Raw genomic sequence first — 21,351 nt, 5'->3', positions numbered from 1 at the left:
ATTCTCTTTCTTCTATGTTAAAATGATGGTAGCAGCTCATGGGTTATCCTCCTTTTGGTTTGTTTGGTCACTCACCATTATATCGGATTTCTCATGAGTTGTCTTTTTTTTCACTGTTGCACTTGATATGATAATCCGCCTTTCATAAAAACCTCTCTTTCTTGTCGTAACCTGCCTGCGAAGGCTTATCAAAGCTCGGGCATGACCTCTTTCAATACGTCTTCAAGCGGCCTTTCGCCCATCTTCACGGCCTTTTCGTCGGGCGCGGTGCGCGCACGGGCCGTATCTGCGCCGTCGTCTATCATAAGAAGGTCTCCGCCGGGCGAAACTACTTTTATAATATAATTCAGATCGTCGAACCAGTCGAAAAGGAGTATCGGCTTTCCCTCGCCCGTGCGCATAAGGCGCACGAAGTCGCGCATCTTTTCGGGGATCGCCGCCTTATTCTCACCGCGGTATATATAACCGCCGAAGAAACAGCCCGTTTCGATGAACGGGTCGAGAAAAGCGTCGGAGGAAAGGTAGTCCATCGTGTCCTCGTCGTAATCGGCGTGAAAGCCGAACATAAGACGCGCCTCATGCAGCTTTCGAAACGCGGCGCAGGCTTCGTCTTCGCAGCCCTTCGCGGCTTTTACTGAGATTATCACATTGTTCACGCCCTGCGCCATCAAAAGAAAATCGTCCGTTACGAGCTGCGGCTCGATCAGCATGAAAAAGCTGCATATCGCGTATTCTCCGGCCAGCGTGAAAACGTCGCGGGCACGCTGCATATCCGAGTTTACATAAAACGCATGAGTATATACGCCGAGCTCCATTCCCTGGGCGATAACGCCGCCTGTTCGTTTGAGCGCGCCGGCTTTCCCGGGACCGTCGCCCGGCATATGGAAAACGAGCGGCGGGATGTGAACGCCGAGCAGCGGCTCGTTCTTTCTTATGGTATTTACACCGTATGTGAAGCTCGAGCAGCCGAGATTTGTCCCGAGCGACTTTATGATATCAGTGTCGATATTGTCGAGCATATCGCTTACGAGCTTATAGAAGGGATTCTGCGGGTCCTGTATCGTGGACTGCATTCTTAAAAAAAAGCGCTTTTGATTCTTGCCCTTGGCAAAATAAACGCCCAGATCTATGAAATTTCGTATGCTGCGGTGCGTGTCGCTCTGTATATCGACGATAGTTTTGTTTATGAGCACGTCTATCGTGGAGCGGAGCATCTTATGCTGCAGATCCATGAAAAGCATCCTCCTTTAAGGATATATAGTTTATAATATTAAAAATCATATGTTGTGTCAACATAAATCGGCGTGTCATTTTTTTGACAAAACGCGGATTTGTATAGTTTTTAGACAAAAGTCTTTCTTGTCTAATTACTTTTTTAAATGGGTTTGATATATTTAAGACAAATATAAAAAATAGAATAGCATAAGTATGCTTAATTTAACGGAGGACAACATATTATGGCAAACAGGAATTTCTTTGAGTCGCTTCAGGCTTTTGGTATCAACAGAGTGTTGGATTACTTTGATTCCAATCCCGAAGAAAACATGCACAAGATATTGAAATGGGTAGAAGTCGTAGGTAAGGGCGGCGATATCGAAAAGCAGCTCAAAATGTTCAAAAAGATCGTAAACGATCCCAGCTCCAACTGGTATCAGCTTATTTTGGACTTCTGGAGCGACAGAATACATCCCGAAGTAAGACGCAAGTTCTTTGAAAACTTCATTATCCACGCGACCGCGATAGGTACGCAGCGTCAGAAGAAGGCTATGGCCGAGCACGACTGCAATATCCCGTGGGCAATTCTTATGGACCCCACCTCCGCGTGCAACTTAAAGTGCACCGGCTGCTGGGCTGCCGAATACGGACACACCATGTCCATGAGCTACGAGACGCTCGACAGCATAGTTGAGCAGGGCAAGGAGCTTGGCACCTTCATGTACATCTTCTCCGGCGGCGAGCCGCTCACGAGAAAGAAGGATATACTCCGTCTTTGCGAGAAGCATAACGAGTGCATGTTCCTTTCGTTCACCAACGGCACGCTCATCGACGAGGATTTCTGCAACGAGATGCTGAGAGTCAAGAACTTTATCCCCGCTATAAGCGTCGAGGGCTTTGAGGAAGCTACCGACAGCCGCCGCGGCAAGGGCACGTTCCAGGCCGTATCGCGCGCAATGGATCTCTTAAAGGAAAAGCAGCTTCCCTTCGGCGTATCGTGCTGCTACACGAGATACAACACCGACGTTATCGGTTCTGAGGAATATTACGACTGGATGATAGACAAGGGCGCTATGTTCTGCTGGTTCTTCACTTATATGCCCGTAGGCGCAGATGCAAGCATTGACCTTATAGCAACTCCCGAGCAGCGTGAGTATATGTTCCACCGCGTACGCGAGTTCAGAAACACGAAGAAGCTCTTCACACTCGACTTCTGGAACGACGGTCAGTACATCAAGGGCTGCATCGCAGGCGGACGTTACTATCTGCATATTAATGCGAACGGCGATATCGAGCCCTGCGCGTTCATTCACTACTCCGACACTAATATACACGAGCACACGCTGCTCGAGGCTTATAAGAACCCGCTCTTTATGCAGTATCGTCAGGGACAGCCGTTCAACGAGAACCATCACCGTCCCTGCCCGATGTTTGACAATCCGACCGAGCTCGAGCGTATGGTAAAGGCTTCCGGCGCGCATTCGACCGAGGCTCTGCATCCGGAGGACGTATCCGACCTGTGTGCAAAGTGCAAGAAGCCTGCAGAGCTGTGGGCTCCCGTTGCGGACAGACTTTGGCAGAAGACTCTTGAGGAATATGCGGCTATGGACGCCAATGACGCTATGCGTCCGAATCCGAGAGAAAGATAATTTAATAAATACATTAAACACGGCCCAATTTAAGTGTGCCGTAAAAGTCAGATATAGTTTTAAATCAGACAGACCGAAAGAGTCTGGCGCTTGTGCTTGGCAGGCGTCAGACTCTTTTATTATATTTTGATACCGCAGTTATTGCAGCAATCTTAAGAAGGTTGACGAACTAAGCTTAAATGCTTTAAAGATTCAGAATAATACGCGTAAATAACTGTTTTGAACAGAGGATCGTTCTTAGCGCGGCGCCCGTTTTACTTCATTAAAACCCAAGGTAAATTCTCAAAAGCAAATTTTTTCAGGGTCAGCAACTTATCTGCATTTTGCCGCACTATATCGCATGTCGAAATTTGCGGCGAAAAGAGCTTGCAAAATATGGAATTATATGGAACAATATAATTGTAAGGCAAATATGCTCGTTTTCGGAGGAAAAGATATGCTCAAATTTTCAAAAGCTGTGCAAAAAGAGAAGAAAAAGCGCATATGTGAGATCGATGTGAATATGATACACCCTAATCCGGATCAGCCGCGCCGCAATTTTGACAGAAAATCTCTCATCGAGCTTGCGCACAGCATACGTATGCACGGCGTTATACAGCCGCTCTGTGTACGCCGCGTTTCGCCTGTTAAGTATGAGCTCATCGCCGGCGAGCGCAGGCTTCAGGCAGCGCGTCTTGCCCAGCTTGAGCGCGTTCCCTGCATCGTAAAGGAGATCGACAGCGAGGAAAGCGCGATAATCTCGCTCGTTGAAAACATACAGCGTCAGGATCTCTCATTTTTTGAAGAGGCGCAGGCGATAGACAAGCTTATGAAACGCTACCGCCTTACACAGGAGCAGGCGGCGGCCAGAATAGGACGAAAACAATCGACAGTTGCAAACAAGCTGCGCCTGCTTCGTCTTTCGCCGGAGATAAAAGATAGAATTGCGGAGCACGGCCTAAGCGAGCGTCATGCGCGGGCACTTTTAAGACTTCCGGATGAGGCTGCTAGGCTTACCGTTTTGGCTGCGGTTATTGAGCGCAGCCTTTCGGCGGCTCAGACTGAGGCACTTATAAATCAGCGCCTCAGCGTTTCATTGCACAAAGAGAAGCAGCCGTCTAAAAAGCCTGTAGGACTCTACCGTGACGCGCGCATTTTTGTGAATACGATAAACGGAGCACTTGACGCGATCGAACGCTCCGGGATGCTTATCTCTTCCGAAAAAAGCGAAGATGACGATATGATAGAATATGTCATTCGCATGAAGAAACGTCTGCGCTGATGTTTCACGTGAAACATCTCTCATGCAACATACTTTACCATTTATCCGCCCGGTGCGAGTGCGCGCCGGGCGTTTCACGTGAAACATACGACTTTAGGCAAAAAGCTTGAATAATGGGGCAAATGTGCTATAATATTCGCGTAAAGTCTGCACAAGGCAGCCTTTCGGCGCGCACGCGCCGGCCATACTCGCGCATGGCACGCATTATTGAATCACGGCGCAAAAATGCCCTTGCAAGCAAGCGTTTTTGCTTGAGGTATAATATTCGCGTAAAGTCTGCACAAGGCAGCCTTTCGGCGCGTACGCGCCGGCCATACTCACGCATGGCACGCATTATTGAATCACGGCGCAAAAATGCCCTTGCAAGCAAGCGTTTTTGCTTGAGGTATAATATTCGCGTAAAGTCTGCACAAGGCAGCCTTTCGGCGCGCACGCGCCGGCCATACTCACGCATGGCACGCTTTATTGAATCACGGCGCAAAAATACCCTTGCAAGCAAGCGCTTTTGCTTGAGGTATAATATCCGCGTAAAGAGGGGGGCGAAAATGAGCAGGATCATAGCCATTGCCAATCAGAAGGGCGGCGTAGGCAAGACGACGACGGCTGTAAACCTTGCAGCGGGACTTGCCGGACAAAAAAAGAAAACGCTGCTCATAGATATGGACCCGCAGGGCAACGCCACGCGCGGCGTCGGAGTGGACAAGCGTACGCTGGAGCGATCGATGTACGATGTTGTTGCGGACGGCATACCGATAAGTGAAGTAATATGCAAAACAGCGTCGAGCGATTTGTTTGCCGCCGGGGCGACGATGGATCTGGCCGGAGCCGAGATAGAGCTTGTGAGTCGTGAGAAGCGCGAATTTATCTTAAAAGATTCACTTTCGGAAGTGCGCGGCGATTATGACTATATTATAATAGACTGCCCGCCTTCGCTAGGGCTGCTTACCTTGAATTGTCTTATTGCCAGCGACAGCGTGCTCATACCGATACAGTGCGAATTCTATGCACTTGAGGGATTGGCGCATCTTACAAATACGATAGCACGCGTAAAGCGGGCGCTGAACCCAGAGCTTGCGCTTGAAGGGATACTGCTGACCATGTATGACGGCCGCACTAACCTTACAATACAGGTCACCGACGAGGTAAAGCGCCTTTTCAAGACGAAGGTATATAAAACTGTGATACCGCGCAATGTGCGGCTGAGCGAAGCGCCGAGTCACGGCATGTCGATATTTCAATACGACAGGACTTCGAAAGGCGCATATGCATACGCAGAGCTTGCGCGTGAGGTAATAAGGAAAAATGAAGGCGGTGACATGAAATGAGTAGGAAAAAAAGCGGTTTAGGCGGATTTGACTCGTTGTTCGGCGATTCGGTACAGGCTGAATTCATAGAGAGCATGGTAAACGAAAAAAGCCGCGCCGACACGCCGAAAAAGCTGCCGCTTTCACAGATCGAGCCGAATCCCAAGCAGGCGCGCAAGACGTTTGAGAGGGAAAGCTTAGAGGAGCTTGCTTCTTCGATAGCGCAGCACGGGGTGATCACGCCGCTCATCGTACGTCCTTCGGGAGATTCTTATATGATCATTGCAGGCGAACGTAGATGGCGCGCGGCGCGCATGGCAGGCGTCGGCGAGGTGCCCGTTATAGTGCTCGACGTTGACGATGCAAAGGCGGCCGAGCTGTCGCTCATAGAAAATCTGCAGCGCGAGGACTTAAATCCCATAGAAGAGGCTGAAGGATACCTCACGCTGTCGCGCGAATACGGGCTTACGCAGGAGGAAACTGCGCGGGCCGTGGGGAAATCGCGTCCCGCAGTTGCAAACGCGCTGAGGCTTCTGTCGATGCCCGATGACGTCGTTGAGGCGGTGCGAGAGGGTCAGCTTACGGCGGGACACGCAAAGGCGATCGCGGCGCTCGGAGACGGCGCAAGCGCAGCGGCAAAGCGGATAATAAAAGAAGAATTGAGCGTAAGACAGACAGAAAAGCTTGTACGCGCGATGCAGGAGCCGAAAAAGGAGCCGGAGCATAAATCGGACGTTAGGCTGTATCTTGAACAGACGGAACGTGAGATCTCACAGACGCTGGGGAGGCGCGTTAAGATAACGCATAAGGGCAAGCGTGGTCATATAACGCTGGAATATTACGATAACGAAGATCTTGAAGGACTTATATCGTATTTTTTAAATAAAAATCTTTAATATAAAATAAGGGAGTGTCTGAAATGCTGGACATAAAAGTTTTTCGTGAGGATATCGACAGAGTGAAGGCTGCGCTCAAAGTGCGCGGCAAGGAATTTGACGTAAGCATAATCACTGATCTTGATTCGCGCCGCCGCGATCTTATCGCGCGCGCCGACGAAATGAAGCAGAGGCAGAACAAAGTATCGAAGGAAATACCGAAATATAAGAAGGAAGGACGCGACACGGCTCCCATTTTTGCCGAAATGAAGGAGCTCTCCGATGAAATTAAGAAGCTGGATGATGAAATACGAGACTGCGAGGCAAAGCTTCAGGAGGCGCTTTACGAGATACCCAACATTCCCTCGCCGCTCGTGCCGCCCGGACGAGATTCGTCGGAAAATTTGGAGATAAGGAAATCAGATGTACCGGTAAGAGTATTTGATTTTGAGCCTAAGGCGCACTGGGACATCGGCACAGATCTGGGCCTCTTCGACGCCGAAGTGGCCGCAAAGATATCCGGCGCCCGCTTTACCGTATACAGCGGGCTTGGCGCACGTCTCGAGAGAGCCGTGATCAACTTTTTTATGGACACTCACGCGATGAAGCAGGGTTATAAGGAGATATTCCCGCCGTTTATTGTAAACGGCGACTCGATGCTGGGCACGGGACAGCTTCCGAAGTTCGCAGAGGATATGTTCAAGCTTGAGAACCTGAATTACTACCTCATTCCGACGGCGGAGGTGCCGGTGACGAATCTGCACAGGAGCGAGATCCTAAGCGGCGCCGACCTGCCGATACGCTACTGCGCGTATTCCGCTTGTTTCAGAGCTGAGGCAGGCAGCGCCGGACGCGACACGCGCGGCCTTATCCGCCAGCACCAGTTCAATAAAGTTGAGCTCGTACACTTCGTTAAGCCGGAGACGTCTTATGAGGCGCTCGAGCAGCTTACTAACGACGCCGCCGAGATGCTCGATATATTGAAGCTGCCTTACAGAGTAGTGCGCCTCTGCGCGGGCGATCTCGGATTCTCGTCGGCAATGACGTATGATATCGAGGTATTCATGCCGTCGTATAAGAATTACGTTGAGATCTCGAGCTGCTCGAACTTCGAGGACTTCCAGGCGCGCCGTGCGGCTATACGCTACAAGGATTCGCCGAAGGATAAGGCGAAGCTCGTGCATACGCTTAATGGCTCGGGCCTTGCAGTGGGACGCACCGTGGCCGCAATTTTGGAGAATTATCAGAACGCCGACGGCAGTGTGACCGTTCCCGAAGCGCTTGTGCCGTATATGGGCGGCGTGACAGTGATAAAGTAAGCGGCTTGGAGATATTAAAAGAGATGCCCAAAGGAGGCGCTTCGCAAAGAGGCGCCTCCTTGCCTTTTGAGTAAACGTAAGATAATCGGCGATGCCGAATAGGGATGGTACGATTATCCCGACAAATTTAAACTTGCGGAATGGGGCTCACAGATAATAAAAAGGGTCACTTTTTTCGAGTAATTTCAAATCAAGCGAGATCCGGCTGCGGGTACAGAATTGTGAACGGGAAAAGACAGTGTTTTTCATGGCACGGAGTTTTGAACCGCAGCGACAACTATTTACTATAAGTTTATAAGTGAAAGCGAGCACGATAAGATCTGCGGGGAATATCCGGAAGCGATCGTCGCCGATAGAACGACCAGAGACCGTTTTTTTAGGATTTTGTCAACTTTTTTGCATTTCTCAAATATAATATAGCGAAAAACGAATAATACGGAGGATCATATCATGAGCGACATATCAGATAAGCTTTCGCATGATGAGAAGCAAAAAAGTGAGGAGCTGATACGGGCATTTCTTAAAACGCCGGACGGCAGAAAGGCATCGGAAGCCATAGGGCGTATGACAAAAGAAGAGATAAACAGATTGATAAATTCAGCGCCTGCGGAGGAGCTTTCGCGTCTTCTTGCCGATTCAGAAAAGCTCAGGGCCGCGCTGAACGATCCGAAGGCGCTCGAAAAGCTGAAAAGCAGGCTTAAATAAAGGGGGCGGCAATATGGAGGACTCTATAAATAAGCTTTCAAAGCTTTTGTCAACACCGGAGGGAACGAAGCAGATCAAGGAGATCATTGGCTCGTTTTCGGGCGATACGTCCGATAGGGGCAAATGCGAAGGAATTGCTCCGTCCGCAGGGCAAGCGGAAGGCGGCGCATCAAACGCCGAACTCATGGCTAAAATGAGCGAGATCATGTCTGCAATGAATGATACGCGTGACAGCCGTATGGCGCTGCTTTCATCGCTTCGGCCGTTCATGAGCGAAAAACGAGCGCGCCGCATAGACGAGGCCATGCGGCTAATGCAGATATCAAAGCTGTCGCGCTTTATAAACAGACCGAAAGGAAGGCGATATGATGCATGAGCTTCTTATGCCGGTAGACATTAAGGCGGACGCAGGCGAAGACGAACGCGAAAGCAGGACGGCGAAGGCCGGAGGCTTGAGACTTTTTCAAGGGATAGAAAAAGAAGAACTCCTGATAATGGGAGTGCTGATCCTCTTAATAATTGAGGAAGCCGACACAGAGCTGATACTCGCTCTCGCATTTTTGCTGCTCGCAGGCGCATAGAAAAAAGAGGAAATAGCTTCCCTTGCTTTTTTGGCAAGGGAAAACTTTTTAAAGATAACATACATTTGCAGACATACAAAAACCGTAAAAAATTAAGCGTTCAGAATATACTTTACCGTTAAAAATACAGTGGGAAGGCAGGCGATAAAATCCATAAAGACAGTCTTTAAAGAAAAAGGCTTTCGCGGCAAGGAGGTATAGGTTTTTAAAGGTGAAAAAAGCCGCCCTGTCGGGCAGCTTTTCATATTCATAGCGCGATATCCGCTCTAAACTTCCACACTGTCGAGACTGTTTGAAAAAACTATAGTCTCGGGCATCTCATCCTTGAAACGTTCGGCGTCGCGCAGCGCTATCTTTCTGAACATAACGCTTGGATGACCTTCAAGCGGGACATGATATATGACCAGCTTTGCAGGCCTGATCGAATTGATTATTTGCCGCCCTTTCTTATTATTCATAAAGAGCAAATTAAAAAGCGCAAGATCGATCTTTTCGTTCTTAAGGTCGTCGTAGAGACGGCAGTCCATTATTGGAGAATCTGCCGCGAGAAGGATGTTTTTATCGCCGACTGAGAGAAGAAAAGTATAATGATATACTTTATCGAATTTTTCACCGCCGTCGTGGCGACTGTGATAGCATGTGAGCGAAACGTCGTCGGCAAGCTTTAGAACGACCTTTTTATCGAGCGGTACGTTAGGCTCCAAAAACGGGATCTCAAGCGCGCTCAGATTCAGCTTGAACGCCGTCGTGCGCTTGAAGGGGTCGTGCGGCAGCACTAAATGCGCGGGGCGGTGGTGCGACAGGTATTCAAGATTTTTTTCAAAATCTATATGGTCGTTGTGGTAATGCGAATAAGCCAAAAGCTCCGCGTCCGCGAATATGCCCCGCGAATTTATAAGGTCGCTTAAAACATCGTCGGGCGGGCCGGAAAAATACGGGTTGCCCGTCTGTATGGCGTCGAAAAGGAACTTTCGTCCGCGATACGTTATCATAACACCCGCATTTGCAACGGATGTAACTGTAACTTTATCTTCCATCAGTTAAAACCTCAAAAAATCAAAACAAAAATGTAAAATGTGCCGCCGTAAAGGCGGCACATAAATACAGTCTTATAAAAGCTTACAGTTTGAAGAAGCCGCGTCTTACAGCTTCATCCATAACGGTAGCAAGCTCAGCTCTGAGCGGGCCGTCTCTCGATACCTTAATTGCTATCTCATCGCCTGCCTTGAAGGAAACGGTGCGCTCGCCGTCAAGCGCGATAGTGCCGTTGTAGTCCTTCTTGAATACGTAGGGCTTGTCAAGCTCGAGCTTCTGCGGCTTTTCAACCTGCATCGGAACTATCTTACCGGGCTCGAACTGAGGACGGATCCTAACGTCGCCCTGGCCTACTATAGTGCGCCAGCCAAAGTCATCGGAGTCACCGCAGAATACCTGGCAGCCGATTATCGACGAGAAGCCGATAGCTACGCTTCTTGTGCGGCATACCATGATATCTTCTATTTCATCTATCTTCCAAACTGCCTTGGAGCCCGTGAAGGGGTTCTTGCAGATGAGAACGTCAACGGTAGCAATATCCTTGAATTCGCCGTTTATGTAAACCTCAAGCTGCTTGTCGCGGATTATGCCGGGAATGTCATAACCATAAGTAGCGATAAAAGCGGCTGCGGTGCCTACGGAGGTACCCTCAGAGAAAGTGGGGTATACGTTGTTCGTACCGGTAGATACGGCGATTATCGGAATGTTCTTAGTTGCCTTTGCGGCAAGACGGTTCGTGCCATCGCCGCCCATAACTATGAGTACCTGAACACCGAGCTTCTCCATTTCTATGATGGAGTCGATAGTGTCCTGAGGCTTGTCAATGGGGAAGACAGTGTCGATGATATGAATATTGTTCTTTGCTCCGTGCGTGCTTAAAACCTTAGCTACGATATTGGAGTTAAGACGATAGCTGTCAGGCATAAGATAAATGTTGTCAACATCGAATGCCTGAAGGCTCAGGATCATTCGCGTTACCATGTTCTCCTTTTCGGGGTTGGTTACCGAAAAAGCAAAAGAGGTAAAACGTCTGATATCTCTTCCTGAAAAGGGGTTTGCGATGATACCGATATTCTTCATTTTCTAAGCTCCATTCTCCGGCAAATGTTTCTTTGTTTTGATTTTTATAAGCTCGCAGCCGGTTGGCGAGTTTTCGGCGTGTACGCCGAAAAGGTGAAAACATTTTATAAATACGAAAGTATACTTACTAAAATCTTACACCAAACCGCTTAAAATGTCAAGATGCCGCGCCTGCTTTAATGGGGAAATTTGTATGAGTGAAAAACAAAAACAAAAGCATATACATGTTGATTTTTAGGCGCCTCCGTGGTAAAATATAGATAATATCATTAAAAAGAAGGGATCCCATATGGCTGCGAAGAGCGGAAAAAAAGCGGAGTATCGCAGTGCGCTGCGTTCTCGCCGCATGATAAAAACGGCTTTTTTGGAGCTTGTTCATGAAAAGCCCGTACAAAAGATAACCGTAACGGATATAGTTAATCGCTGCGGCCTTAACCGCGGCACGTTTTATTCGCATTATACCGGAGTTGCGGCCGTTGTTGAACAGATAGAAAACGATCTTATCATGGCTGTCGAAGATGTGCTTGAGTCGCCCGAAAACAATAAAGAACGCACGATACACTTTTATCTTACAAGATTCACGGAGCTTTTGAAGTCGGATTTGGAGTTCTACCGTCTTGTCGTAACATGCGGAGGAGAGCGGTTTTCCGTCAAATTCCGAGAATTTCTGCTGGAAAAATTGCATAACGGCGAGCTGGTATTTTACACGGATCTGAGCGGTAAAAGCCTTGAGGTGGCGTCGCAGTTCATGGTGGGCGGTTTCGTGTCGATTTATATAAGCTGGTTCGAAGGGAAAATAGACTGCACGCTTGACGAGCTGTGCTCTATAATCGATTCTATCCTAAGTGCAAAAACAATGACCGCGCCCGCTTAAAACCGGGCGCTTTCCGCAATATCGAAGGCGCATGATAAGAAATATCGAAAAACGCTTGATTTATATAGTTAAAAGTGATAATCTGTAAAAAATACGGCGCGAATAATGTTTTTGCCCGAAACTTTTATTATACGTTATGTAAACGGAGTCTTCTTATGAAAATACAAGAATCTGCCGAAAATTATCTTGAAACAATATTGATGATCAAACAGAAGCGCGGTGCGGTGCGCTCCATAGATGTGGCAAATGAGCTGAACTTTTCAAAGCCGAGCGTTTCCGTGGCAATGAAGCGTCTGCGCGAAAGCGGGCATATTACAGTAGACGGTAGCGGCTTTATATCGCTTACCGAAAGCGGCGCCGCCGTTGCAAATGCCATTTATGAACGTCACTGCATTATAGCCGAGCTGCTTATGCGTATAGGCGTTGAAGAGAATACGGCTTTTGAGGACGCCTGCAAGGTCGAGCATAAGATCAGTCAGGAGACCTTTGATAAGCTGCGCGAGTACTATAACAGGATAAATACGGCAAAATAAGACACGAAAATGAAAAAAAGACAGATCGCCCGAAAAAAATCGCGGACGGTCTGTCTTTATTTTTTAATCAAGCGCCGCGTATACTGCGTTCACAATGCGCGGATGGACGTACCAGTCCAGATTCTTATCATTAGGCAGACATTGATGCGCATAAACTATCGCAAGCTTATTTGCAGGATCCGCCAGAGTCTTCGTTCCCGCCATGCCGGACCACCCAAAGGCGTTCGGTGCGTATACGCCCGCGGCGGCAGGATCGACTATCATGCTCACGCCAAGTCCGAAGCCGTGTCCCTTAAGCTGTGACCAGCGAAACAGCGTATTATGAAGTCCCTGAGTCTGCTGGGGCGTAAGATGGTTCTGTCTCATCAGGTCTATTGTATTTCTGCCGAGTATCCTTACGCCGTCCAGGGCGCCGCCGTTTGCAAGCATGCTTATGAGCTTTGAGTAGTCCCCTACCGTGGAGATAAGGCCCTGACCGCCCATATCGCATATGAAACGCGGATCATAGAAAGCGTCGGCGCGGCTTTGGTATCTTTTAAGCTCCCCGTTCTCCCTGTTGTAGATAGCAGCGAGCCTGTCATTCTGATCGCCTTTAAATGAAAACGAGGTCTCCTCCATGCCGAGCGGCCCTGTTATCTCGTCTTTTATGAACTGCCCAAGCGACTTTCCCGACCACACTTCGACGAGTCTGCCCAAAAGATCTATGCTAAGTCCGTAATGGAAGCGCGTTCCCGGTTCGTATAAAAGCGGAACTTCCTGCGCGATGGCCTTCATAAACTGCTCGAGCGTATAAGGCCCCTTGGCCATCAGGCCGCCCTGCACCTCCAGAAGCTTCTGCTGGGTCATATTGAGCTTTCCCGCGTAAGTAAGTCCGGTGGTATGGCAGAAGCAGTCGCGCACCTTAAGAATATTCTTCGCAGGGCGCAGCGTTTCTATAATACCGTTGTCTTCGTATACGGCCACCTTGAGATCGGAAAACTCCGGCAAATACCAAGCTACCGGATCGTCCAGAAGATAAACGCCCCGCTCATATAATATGAGTGCCGCCACAGCGGTCATCACCTTTGAATCGGAGAACATTCTGTAGACGGTATCCGGTCCTATGGGACGCCCCGCTTCAACGTCGGCCATTCCCTCATAATGCTCAAAGACCTTCTTCCCGTCAACGGTCACCATTATGGCGTTACCGGCGGGACCTGTTTTTGTCAGCCGATTCATCAGTTCTTTAACGTTCGTAAAGTCCATGCCTTTTCCCCTTTCGTTTTTTATGCGTGTACTTTTCTTAAATAAGCGGTATTCTTATTAAAGAATAGAAAGTCGTTTCATGTTTTTTTTGGTTCGATCAAATGCGTCACGATCGAACAAATGCTCTTTTTGGAAAAAAGCTCAAAAAACGCCGTGCCTTGCGTTTAAAGTCGGCACATCGCCCTCCGATCGCTTCATAGCCGCCTCCCTCGGCAGAGGGAGGAAGCTTTTGAAGGAGAAGGCTTTTTATGCCGGCGTCAAAAAGGGAGCCTTTTTAAAAGACTCCCTTTTATCTTATACTGTAATTATACGAGCTCGTCTTTTCTGTCGAGTATCTGTCTGCCGGGGGTGCAGGCGTCGCAGAAGCACCACTGCTCGCCCTTTGCGATGCGCTCTTCGGCTTCCTTTAAGTACGCTTTTACGGTCTCTTCGCCGAAATGAGCCTTTGCGCCCGGAAGATTCAAGAGCCATACGAGCTCGTCCATCGGGAGCACGTCGCTTTCAAGCTTTGTGATAAGCTTTTTAGACATTTCCTCTTCCTTATCGGTGCCTACTGCGTCGAGCCACAGCTTGCATGCGCGCTTTAAGTGGATGTTAGCGTGCGAAGCGTTCATGATCTCGTTTACTTTTTCCTTGAAGAATTGTTCTGCTGCCGGATTTTTCATGATTTTTTCCTCCCTGAAAATAATAATATTTGATTTTATGCCAACAGTTCGGCTTTTTTGTCTGCTATCTTCTTTGCGGCAACGCATGCGTCGCAGAAGCACCACTTTTCGCCGTTGTTCTGGCGTCTTACAGCTTCCTCGTGATACGCCTTTGCAACGGCCTCGCCGAAGTGGCGCTTGCCGCCCTCGGATGTAACTATCTGAATAACGTGGTCAAGGTCCATAACGTCAACTGCGGCCTCTTCAACGAGAGCCTTCAGCGCCGCAGCCTCATTATCGGTGCCTTTCGCTTCCTGCCATGTTTTGCAGGCCGCAATAAGCTCTTTGCATGTATGGGTAGATTCTAAAAGCACCTTTACCTGTTCGTCCAAAAAAGCGTTGAGTTCGGGATTTTTCATTGTTGTTTCCTCCTAAATAATAATTGTTTATAAAAAATGTTTTATCTTAAATAAGCTCGGCCTTTCTTTCAAGGATCTGATGGCCTGTCTGGCACGCCTTGCAGAAGCAGTATTTCTCGCCCTTGGCCTTTAAGTCCCTTGCGTGAGCCACATATTTTGCGGCTTTCTCCTTGCCGAATTTCTTTTTGCCGAAATCGCTGCCTACGATTTCGATCATCTGGTCTATGGTCAACACATCGGCCTCCAGCTCGCAAATAAGAGCGGCTGTCGCCTCGGCCTCTTTTTCGGTGCCTGCGGCTTTTTGCCAAACCTCTGCAGCGACACGAAGATCCTTATAGCAGTTGGGCGCCTCTAAAAGCGCGCTTACCTTCTCTTTCATAAAAGAGTCAAGCTCTTTTGTTTTCATTATATACTGTCATCCTTCATTCTACGTATTCTTTTTTAATTGTAATCTATTTCCTAACGCTTGGCAAGTGCTTACAAAAAAAGAGTTGAATTTTTTTATTCGATGTACACTTTATACAAAGAAAAAGACGGAAGCGTTACTGCTTCCGCCCATCGCCTTCGGACGTTTACGAATACATGCCGTTTGCGGCCATATAGTCGTAGATCATTTTGCCGTGCTGCTGCTCCTCTTTTTGGATGTGGTTCAATGCATCTCTCATCTTAGGATCTTTAAACTCAAAAACGGACATGTCATAGACCGAGGAAACATGCTTTTCGTTTGCCAGAGCGTCTGAACATAGATAGCAGTCGTCCTTCATATCGGCGTCGCGGCTGCCCTCGCGGTAAGAGCTTCTAAACTGCGGCGCAGCGCTCTTGCTTTCGCCCTGTTTCATCGAAGGAACAACGCCCGAAAGCATCTGATTCAACGTATCAAGATGCTCTCGCTCCACGCTTGCGATCTCGGAAAAAAGATTGCGAAGCTGCCCGTCGTGCGCTTCGGACGAATATTTAGTATACTTGTCGATACAAAGCTGTTCCTGGCTCTTTAAGTCATTTAAGAACATACTTTCCTTTTGCGTAAGCGTCATAATAATCACCTCGCGATTATTATGCTAAAGTGAAGCGCTTTATATGCATATATTAAAGAAAAACAAAACGTTTATGGGCTGCAAAGCACATTATCCGAAGCCAAGCCATTTTAAAAGCAGCACAAGTATTACTCCCGGAACGCCGAGCACGCCGCAGATAAGGCCCGTAAGCCAATTTATGCCTATGGTCATGCCGGCATTCGCGCCGAAAAAGTTTATAATGAAAAGTATTAAAAGTCCCGCAGCGCTGTTTAACAGTATTTTCAAAATAAACTTTATCGGTTTAAGAAACACGCGCCCTATTATTATGAGCAGTATGATACCGAATAAAAATGCAAGTATATCGTTTCCGTCGACTTCCATTGACAGCTCGCCTCTTTTCATACGTCTTTGTCCAATAATATGAAAAAAAACGCGGATATATGACGAAGGCGCGCATTTTTGGGGGCGAGAGAGCCAAAGGACATGGGTCCCGAATATATGTTAAAACAAAGATATGATTTATGGGGGAAAAAGTATACTTTTTCCCGCTTCTTTCTTGCACAAATACTTGCGGTGAGTTATGATTTTTTATCAAAATATAGTAGTATTCAAGAGGAGATCAAAGTATACTTTTATCGCCCCCCGAACGTCAGTTTTTTCGGTAAATATGAGCGAAAATCCGGTGAGTATATTGCCTTTATATTAAAGAAAACGATAAAAAGGAGAGGAAAAGATAAAAAAGAAAATAATATGCTTCTTATTGGTGCTGTGCATTGCCGCGCGATGCTGCCCATGACGGGCCTTGCGGCGGGAGATACAAGCGGCACGGCTTACGCCGTTGAGGGCGGCAAAATTTATTTTGACAGTGCCACGGGAACGATAACCGGCGCGGATGACGGCATAACTTCGGCGAATATCCCCGCGAAGATAGACGGAGCTGCCGTGACGAGCATAGGCGAACGCGCGTTTCGAGGCTGCACCGACCTTACGTCGGTGGTTATCCCCGAAGGCGTGACGAGAATAGAAATGGCCGCGTTCTCCAAGTGCAGCGGCCTTACGTCGGTGGTTGTCCCCGAAGGCGTGAGGAGCATAGGCGGCCTGGCGTTCGGCAACTGCACGGGCCTTACGTCGCTTGAGATCCCAAAGAGCGTGACCGTCATAAATGGTTTTGCTTTCTACGGCTGCAGCGGACTTACGTCAATGGTAATCCCCGAGGGCGTATCGTCCGCGGGCGACTGGATGTTCTTTGACTGCAGCGGCCTTAAAGCGGTAATAATCCCCGACAGCGTGACTTCCATAGGCGAAAGGGCGTTTTATGGCTGCAGCAGTCTTGAATCGGCAATTATCCCCAAAAACGTGACGAGCATAGGCGAAGAGGCTTTCCGCGGCTGCACCGGCCTTACGTACGTAACGATCCCGTCGGGAGTTTCGTACATATGCGAGGACGCGTTTTCGGGCTGCACCGGCTTAAGCGTGGTATATTTCGGCGGCACGAAGGAACAGTGGGAGAGCCTAGGCGGAGATGATGCAATATCCGGCACCGGAGCCCGGGTGATTTTCAATAACTATCCCGAATCCTCCATCGACATCGCAACCGGAGAGACCGTTTTCGGAAGCGTTATTGATAATACCCTCGCGGTATCCGGCGACGTTTCGGCGTCGTCCCCCGTATATGCGGCGATCTACGACGAAAACGGAAAGATGATCTCATGTGAAATAATGAACACGCCCGATTCGGCGGACGTAAGCTCCGGCGCAAAAGTGAAGCTCATCTGGGTAAACGCCGCGGACCTTACGGCAAAGAGCGAATGTATGGAATTTGACTTAAATTAGAGTATAAGTTTTCTTTCGGCAGGCGTCTCGCCTGCCGAAAGATTTTATCCGCCGCGTCAAAGCCTTCGGGTGACCCTAACGCACGGGCGACAAAATATGCAAAACAAAAGGAAGCCCACCTCTTCTTTCGGTGAGCTTCTTTTATCATAACTATGGTTTTCAAACTCAGCCTGACGGCGATCAAAATTTAAAGACTTCGTTTTTTGATCACGCTTTCTTTAAGCGTTTTTTGTCCTCATACATTGCGGCGTCGGCGCGGGCAAATACGTCGGACGCCAGCCGGTCGCGCTTTGGATCGAACGCGGCCGCGCCGCAGGCAACCGTCACCTTGCCCAAAGCGCTGTTTTTTTCGTTTATCTCTTCCATTTTCCTTATAAGATACTCTCTTGTATCGTAGTCGCCGCCGCGTAAAATAGCCGCGAATTCATCGCCGCCGACACGATAAACGGGACTGTGCTTAAATACGTTGCAGATAAGTTTGCAGGCGTCTTTTATATATGTATCTCCCGCCATATGGCCCAGGGAATCGTTTATAAGCTTTAAGTCGTTAAGATCGCATATTACAATGGCAAAATCTCCTGCCTCGCCGCGCGCGATGGCAAGGTCGATATCTTTCTCGGCCTCAACGTAGGCGTTTTTACTCTTAACGCCGGTAAGCGCGTCACGATTAGCCATGCGTATCGCCTTTGCATATTCCTGCTCGCGGCGTATCTGGTCGTCTACGTTGCTTATACCTATTACGATGTGTTTGTCGTTTTTGTCGGCCATGCGCGTCGCCTTCAAATGAACATACGTCGGCGAGCCGGCCATCATAAGGCGGTAAGTGAGCGTGAACGTGTGTTTTTCTTTTATCTCCTTTAATATGTTTTCCTTTGTGAACGTCATAAGGAACATATTAAGATCCTCCGGATACAAGACGCGCTGCACGTTTTTGCGGCTGAGCTCGAAAAAGTCATGTCCCTGCTTTTCAATGCCAAGAGTCTGATATGCTTCATATGCGCTGTATTCGATAAAGTAGTCGGTCTCTGTGTTTACATAATATATGCTGAAATAGTCCGAAGAGAGCGCCTGCGCTATTTTTTCAAACGTGACGCCGTTTCGGTATTGCACTCCCGCGCGCTCCTCGTCCGTTATCTGATTGTCTATATTGCTTACGCCAATGATCATATGTTCTTCGTCTCCCCGCGTGCTCATTACGGCCTTTAGACGATAAAACATAGGCTTGCCGTCTATCATAAGACGATAGCTTGTAGAAAATGCGCGGTACTTCATAAGTGCGGACATAAGCCTTTCTTTATCCATGACCTCTTTAAGGCGATCTCGGTCCATAGGATATACGGCCGTTTCGATATTCCTTTTGCATTCCTCGAAAAAGCTTTTGCCGCTTTGCCAAAGCTCAAGCTTTTCATATTCTCCTACTGCTTTGAATGCGCGATATGTATCGCTTTTTATGTCAACATAATAAATGCTTTCAACATCGCTTGCCAGAGCCTGTGCAAGCGTGCCGAAATCGAGCTTATCGGAAATCCGCTCCTCTTTTGCCGCGCTCTGCGCCTCTTTTATCTGCGCATCTACGCAGCTTACGCCTATCACTATATGATGATTGTCGCCGGCGTCTGCCTTCACGGCTTTCATCGAGTAATACATCGGTTCGCCGCCGATGATCAGGCGATACGTTATGGAAAAGGTCTTTGCGGAGTTTATATTGTTAATAAGAGCCTCTTTGTTTATACACAGCCTTACTCTCTCGGCGTCCGGCGGATAAACGACGCGGTCTATATTTTTTTCGGCGTCAGAAAAGAAGTCCGAGCCGCTTCTCTCTATCTGAAGGTCCTCGTATCTGCCCTCGGAGCCAAACTCGATATAATGGTTGCTTTTTGTGTCGACATAATAAATACTTTCAAAGCCGTCGGAGAGCGCATGAGCTATTTCTCCAAAGGAAATGTCGATGTCGCTTTTTTTCGGCAGCGTGCGCGCATTTTTGTCAAAGTCCGCATCTATATCCTTTCGCTCGCGCACAAAGCTTTCGTATTCATCGGGAGGCACGGGGCGCGAAAAATAATAGCCCTGCACAAGATCGCAGCCCATGGCCTTGAGCGCCTCAAGCTGTTCCTTTGTCTCAACGCCCTCGGCTATAACGGGCACGGAGAGGTAATTTGCGATATCTATTATTATTTCAAGCATCTTCGTGTCTCTGCGGCGATCAAATGCGCTGCGTATGAACTGCATGTCGAGCTTCAGCGCATCTATCGGCAGAGTTGATATCATATTCAGGGAGGAGTATCCTGTGCCGAAATCATCCATTTCTATCTTAAAGCCGAGCTCTCTGAGCTGATTTACCGTGCTTATTATCTGCTCGGAGTCCTGCGTATAGGCCGATTCGGTTATTTCGAGCGTGAGCTCTGCGGGGTCGAGCCCGTGATCCGAAAGTATGCCCAAAAGCGTGTCGATAAGGTGCGGATCGTACATATCTATGCGCGATACGTTGACCGATACAGGCACGCTGAATCCGAAGCGGTCCTTCCAGTCTCTTATCTGCGCCGCCGCTTCACGCCAAACATAGCCGTCAAGCCTCTGAATAAGGCCGTTATTTTCAAAAAGCGGAATGAAAATGCCGGGAGAGATCATGCCGAGCTTTGGATGCTGCCAGCGAACGAGCGCCTCTGCGCTTGCAAGCACCGGTATATCGGGGCGAACGTCAAATTTGGGCTGATAATATACCTTGAACTGGCGCCCCGATATGGCGCCGTCAAATTCTTCAATAAGCTGCTCCTCATAAAGCTGCTTTTCGTGAAGCGCGCCGTCGTATATGCCTATGGTCCTTGTAAAGCTGTTTCTCACCGTATCGGAGGCCATCTTTGCCCGGTCAAAGCGTCTTTCTATATCGAGCGATTTTTCAACATTTTCGTATACGCCCATGCGCAGGCGGATACGGCTGCCCGCTTCGTTTGAAGAAAGCGCATTCATTGCGTTTTCAAGCATCGCGCGGTAACTTGTTTTTCCGTGGGGGCAGTATATCATAAAGGTATCGGCCTCTTTGCGGCAAACGATGCCCTCAGTAGAGCGTGCCGTTTCAAGCAGGCTTGCGCCTATGCTTTTGAGCACACTGTCGCCGTAGGCCGCCCCGAAGCGCTCGTTTATCATGTGGAAGCGGTTTACGTCTATAACTATGGCGTCCATATCGGCGCCCTTGTGATGGCGGTCGTAATTTTCGGCGTAGCGGTAGAAAAATTCCTTGTTATAAAGGCCGGTAAGCGCGTCGCGCTCCGTCGCGCTTATTATCTGACGGTCCTCAAAAAGCTCTATCGTTCTTCTTACGCGGGCAAGTATAACGTCGGGATCGGGATACGGCTTGGGTATAAAATCGCTTGCGCCCAGATTTAGGCTCTCCACCTCCGACTCCTTATCCGAGGTAAGCACGATAACGGGCAGCCGTTCCGATTCGGGGGCGCTTCGCATGGCTTCGAGCACTTCGGTTCCCGACATAACGGGCATTCTTATATCAAGGAGCATAAGGGAAAGGGTTTCGCCCGTTTCGCGTATTATTTCAACAGCTTCCTTGCCGTTTGCGGCATGTAAAAGCTCATAATGATCTTCAAGCATTGCTTCAAGTATCAGGCGGTTGCTTTCCTCGTCGTCAACTATAAGCACCTGCCTGCGCCTGTTTTCGTAATGATTTTTTTCATGACCTTTAAGCATGGCGTCCCCCGTATTGAATGGAATATTACGTATATTATGAGTTTATCATAATTCGGGCTCGCTT

General features: G+C 48.6%; 21 protein-coding genes. 11 read left to right on the top strand and 10 right to left on the bottom strand.

All coding sequences use genetic code 11. From position 1 onward, the window contains the following. Positions 1-188 precede the first annotated feature (188 nt). Positions 189-1,232: a hypothetical protein gene (locus tag IJG50_03935; GenBank protein MBQ3378999.1), complete on the bottom strand. Its 1,044-nt coding sequence runs from the start codon at positions 1,230-1,232 to the stop codon at positions 189-191. A 225-nt stretch (positions 1,233-1,457) separates the two neighbouring features. Between IJG50_03935 and IJG50_03930 the strand changes: the two genes are divergently transcribed. The 8 genes from IJG50_03930 to IJG50_03895 all read left to right on the top strand — a co-directional run bounded on the left by IJG50_03930 (position 1,458) and on the right by IJG50_03895 (position 8,909). Next, positions 1,458-2,864, top strand: coding sequence for a radical SAM protein (locus tag IJG50_03930; protein MBQ3378998.1), 1,407 nt, complete (start codon positions 1,458-1,460; stop codon positions 2,862-2,864). A 436-nt stretch (positions 2,865-3,300) separates the two neighbouring features. After that, positions 3,301-4,125, top strand: coding sequence for a ParB/RepB/Spo0J family partition protein (locus IJG50_03925; GenBank protein MBQ3378997.1), 825 nt, complete (start codon positions 3,301-3,303; stop codon positions 4,123-4,125). A 545-nt stretch (positions 4,126-4,670) separates the two neighbouring features. Next, positions 4,671-5,450: a ParA family protein gene (locus IJG50_03920; GenBank protein MBQ3378996.1), complete on the top strand. Its 780-nt coding sequence runs from the start codon at positions 4,671-4,673 to the stop codon at positions 5,448-5,450. After that, positions 5,447-6,325 carry a ParB/RepB/Spo0J family partition protein gene (locus IJG50_03915; protein ID MBQ3378995.1) on the top strand — a complete coding sequence of 293 codons (879 nt, stop codon included), beginning with the start codon at positions 5,447-5,449 and terminating at the stop codon, positions 6,323-6,325. The genes IJG50_03920 and IJG50_03915 overlap by 4 nt, the downstream gene beginning before the upstream one ends. A 23-nt stretch (positions 6,326-6,348) precedes the next feature. Continuing rightward, a complete protein-coding gene (serS, locus tag IJG50_03910) occupies positions 6,349-7,623 on the top strand; it encodes a serine--tRNA ligase (protein MBQ3378994.1) in 1,275 nt (424 codons plus the stop codon). Between the two features lie 450 nt (positions 7,624-8,073). After that, on the top strand, positions 8,074-8,328 hold the full coding sequence (locus IJG50_03905) for a hypothetical protein (GenBank protein MBQ3378993.1): 255 nt from the start codon (positions 8,074-8,076) through the stop codon (positions 8,326-8,328). A gap of 13 nt (positions 8,329-8,341) precedes the next feature. Continuing rightward, the gene (locus tag IJG50_03900; protein MBQ3378992.1) at positions 8,342-8,704 is read left to right on the top strand and encodes a hypothetical protein; all 363 of its coding nucleotides are present in this window, start codon (positions 8,342-8,344) and stop codon (positions 8,702-8,704) included. Then, positions 8,694-8,909: a hypothetical protein gene (locus tag IJG50_03895; GenBank protein ID MBQ3378991.1), complete on the top strand. Its 216-nt coding sequence runs from the start codon at positions 8,694-8,696 to the stop codon at positions 8,907-8,909. Before IJG50_03900 ends, IJG50_03895 begins: the two co-directional genes overlap by 11 nt. A gap of 266 nt (positions 8,910-9,175) precedes the next feature. On the opposite strand, the gene IJG50_03890 is transcribed toward IJG50_03895, so the two are convergent. Together IJG50_03890 and IJG50_03885 are read right to left on the bottom strand one after the other, a co-directional pair. Continuing rightward, positions 9,176-9,946, bottom strand: coding sequence for an MBL fold metallo-hydrolase (locus tag IJG50_03890; protein MBQ3378990.1), 771 nt, complete (start codon positions 9,944-9,946; stop codon positions 9,176-9,178). An 82-nt stretch (positions 9,947-10,028) separates the two neighbouring features. Further along, positions 10,029-11,024 (bottom strand): NAD(+)/NADH kinase, encoded by a 996-nt coding sequence (locus tag IJG50_03885; protein ID MBQ3378989.1) that lies wholly within the window; start codon positions 11,022-11,024, stop codon positions 10,029-10,031. 289 nt (positions 11,025-11,313) lie between these two features. On the opposite strand from IJG50_03885, the gene IJG50_03880 reads away from it, so the two are divergent. Next, positions 11,314-11,898 (top strand): TetR/AcrR family transcriptional regulator, encoded by a 585-nt coding sequence (locus tag IJG50_03880; protein ID MBQ3378988.1) that lies wholly within the window; start codon positions 11,314-11,316, stop codon positions 11,896-11,898. 155 nt (positions 11,899-12,053) lie between these two features. After that, complete coding sequence (locus tag IJG50_03875) at positions 12,054-12,431, top strand: metal-dependent transcriptional regulator (GenBank protein MBQ3378987.1); 378 nt, start codon at positions 12,054-12,056, stop codon at positions 12,429-12,431. Positions 12,432-12,494: 63 nt separating this feature from the next. Here the strand turns inward: IJG50_03875 and IJG50_03870 are convergent, their stop codons facing one another. The 6 genes from IJG50_03870 to IJG50_03845 form a co-directional block, all read right to left on the bottom strand. Further along, entirely contained in the window at positions 12,495-13,676 is a 1,182-nt protein-coding gene (locus tag IJG50_03870; GenBank protein MBQ3378986.1) for a beta-lactamase family protein, read from the bottom strand. 305 nt (positions 13,677-13,981) lie between these two features. Next, the gene (locus tag IJG50_03865) at positions 13,982-14,341 is read right to left on the bottom strand and encodes a heat-shock protein Hsp90 (GenBank protein MBQ3378985.1); all 360 of its coding nucleotides are present in this window, start codon (positions 14,339-14,341) and stop codon (positions 13,982-13,984) included. 35 nt (positions 14,342-14,376) lie between these two features. Then, positions 14,377-14,739: a molecular chaperone Hsp90 gene (locus tag IJG50_03860; protein ID MBQ3378984.1), complete on the bottom strand. Its 363-nt coding sequence runs from the start codon at positions 14,737-14,739 to the stop codon at positions 14,377-14,379. A 46-nt stretch (positions 14,740-14,785) separates the two neighbouring features. After that, on the bottom strand, positions 14,786-15,145 hold the full coding sequence (locus tag IJG50_03855; GenBank protein MBQ3378983.1) for a heat-shock protein Hsp90: 360 nt from the start codon (positions 15,143-15,145) through the stop codon (positions 14,786-14,788). Positions 15,146-15,311: 166 nt separating this feature from the next. Further along, positions 15,312-15,776, bottom strand: a complete 465-nt coding sequence (locus IJG50_03850) for a ferritin-like domain-containing protein (GenBank protein ID MBQ3378982.1) — start codon at positions 15,774-15,776, stop codon at positions 15,312-15,314. 87 nt (positions 15,777-15,863) lie between these two features. After that, positions 15,864-16,136 carry a pro-sigmaK processing inhibitor BofA family protein gene (locus IJG50_03845; GenBank protein MBQ3378981.1) on the bottom strand — a complete coding sequence of 91 codons (273 nt, stop codon included), beginning with the start codon at positions 16,134-16,136 and terminating at the stop codon, positions 15,864-15,866. A 369-nt stretch (positions 16,137-16,505) separates the two neighbouring features. On the opposite strand from IJG50_03845, the gene IJG50_03840 reads away from it, so the two are divergent. Continuing rightward, entirely contained in the window at positions 16,506-17,588 is a 1,083-nt protein-coding gene (locus IJG50_03840) for a leucine-rich repeat domain-containing protein (protein ID MBQ3378980.1), read from the top strand. Positions 17,589-17,795: 207 nt separating this feature from the next. On the opposite strand, the gene IJG50_03835 is transcribed toward IJG50_03840, so the two are convergent. Continuing rightward, positions 17,796-21,287, bottom strand: coding sequence for an EAL domain-containing protein (locus IJG50_03835; protein MBQ3378979.1), 3,492 nt, complete (start codon positions 21,285-21,287; stop codon positions 17,796-17,798). Between the last annotated feature and the right edge of the window lie 64 nt (positions 21,288-21,351).

Source organism: Clostridia bacterium (assembly GCA_017405765.1).
Taxonomy (GTDB): Bacteria; Bacillota; Clostridia; order Oscillospirales; family RGIG577; genus RGIG577.
This window is presented reverse-complemented; position numbering and strand designations above follow the sequence as displayed.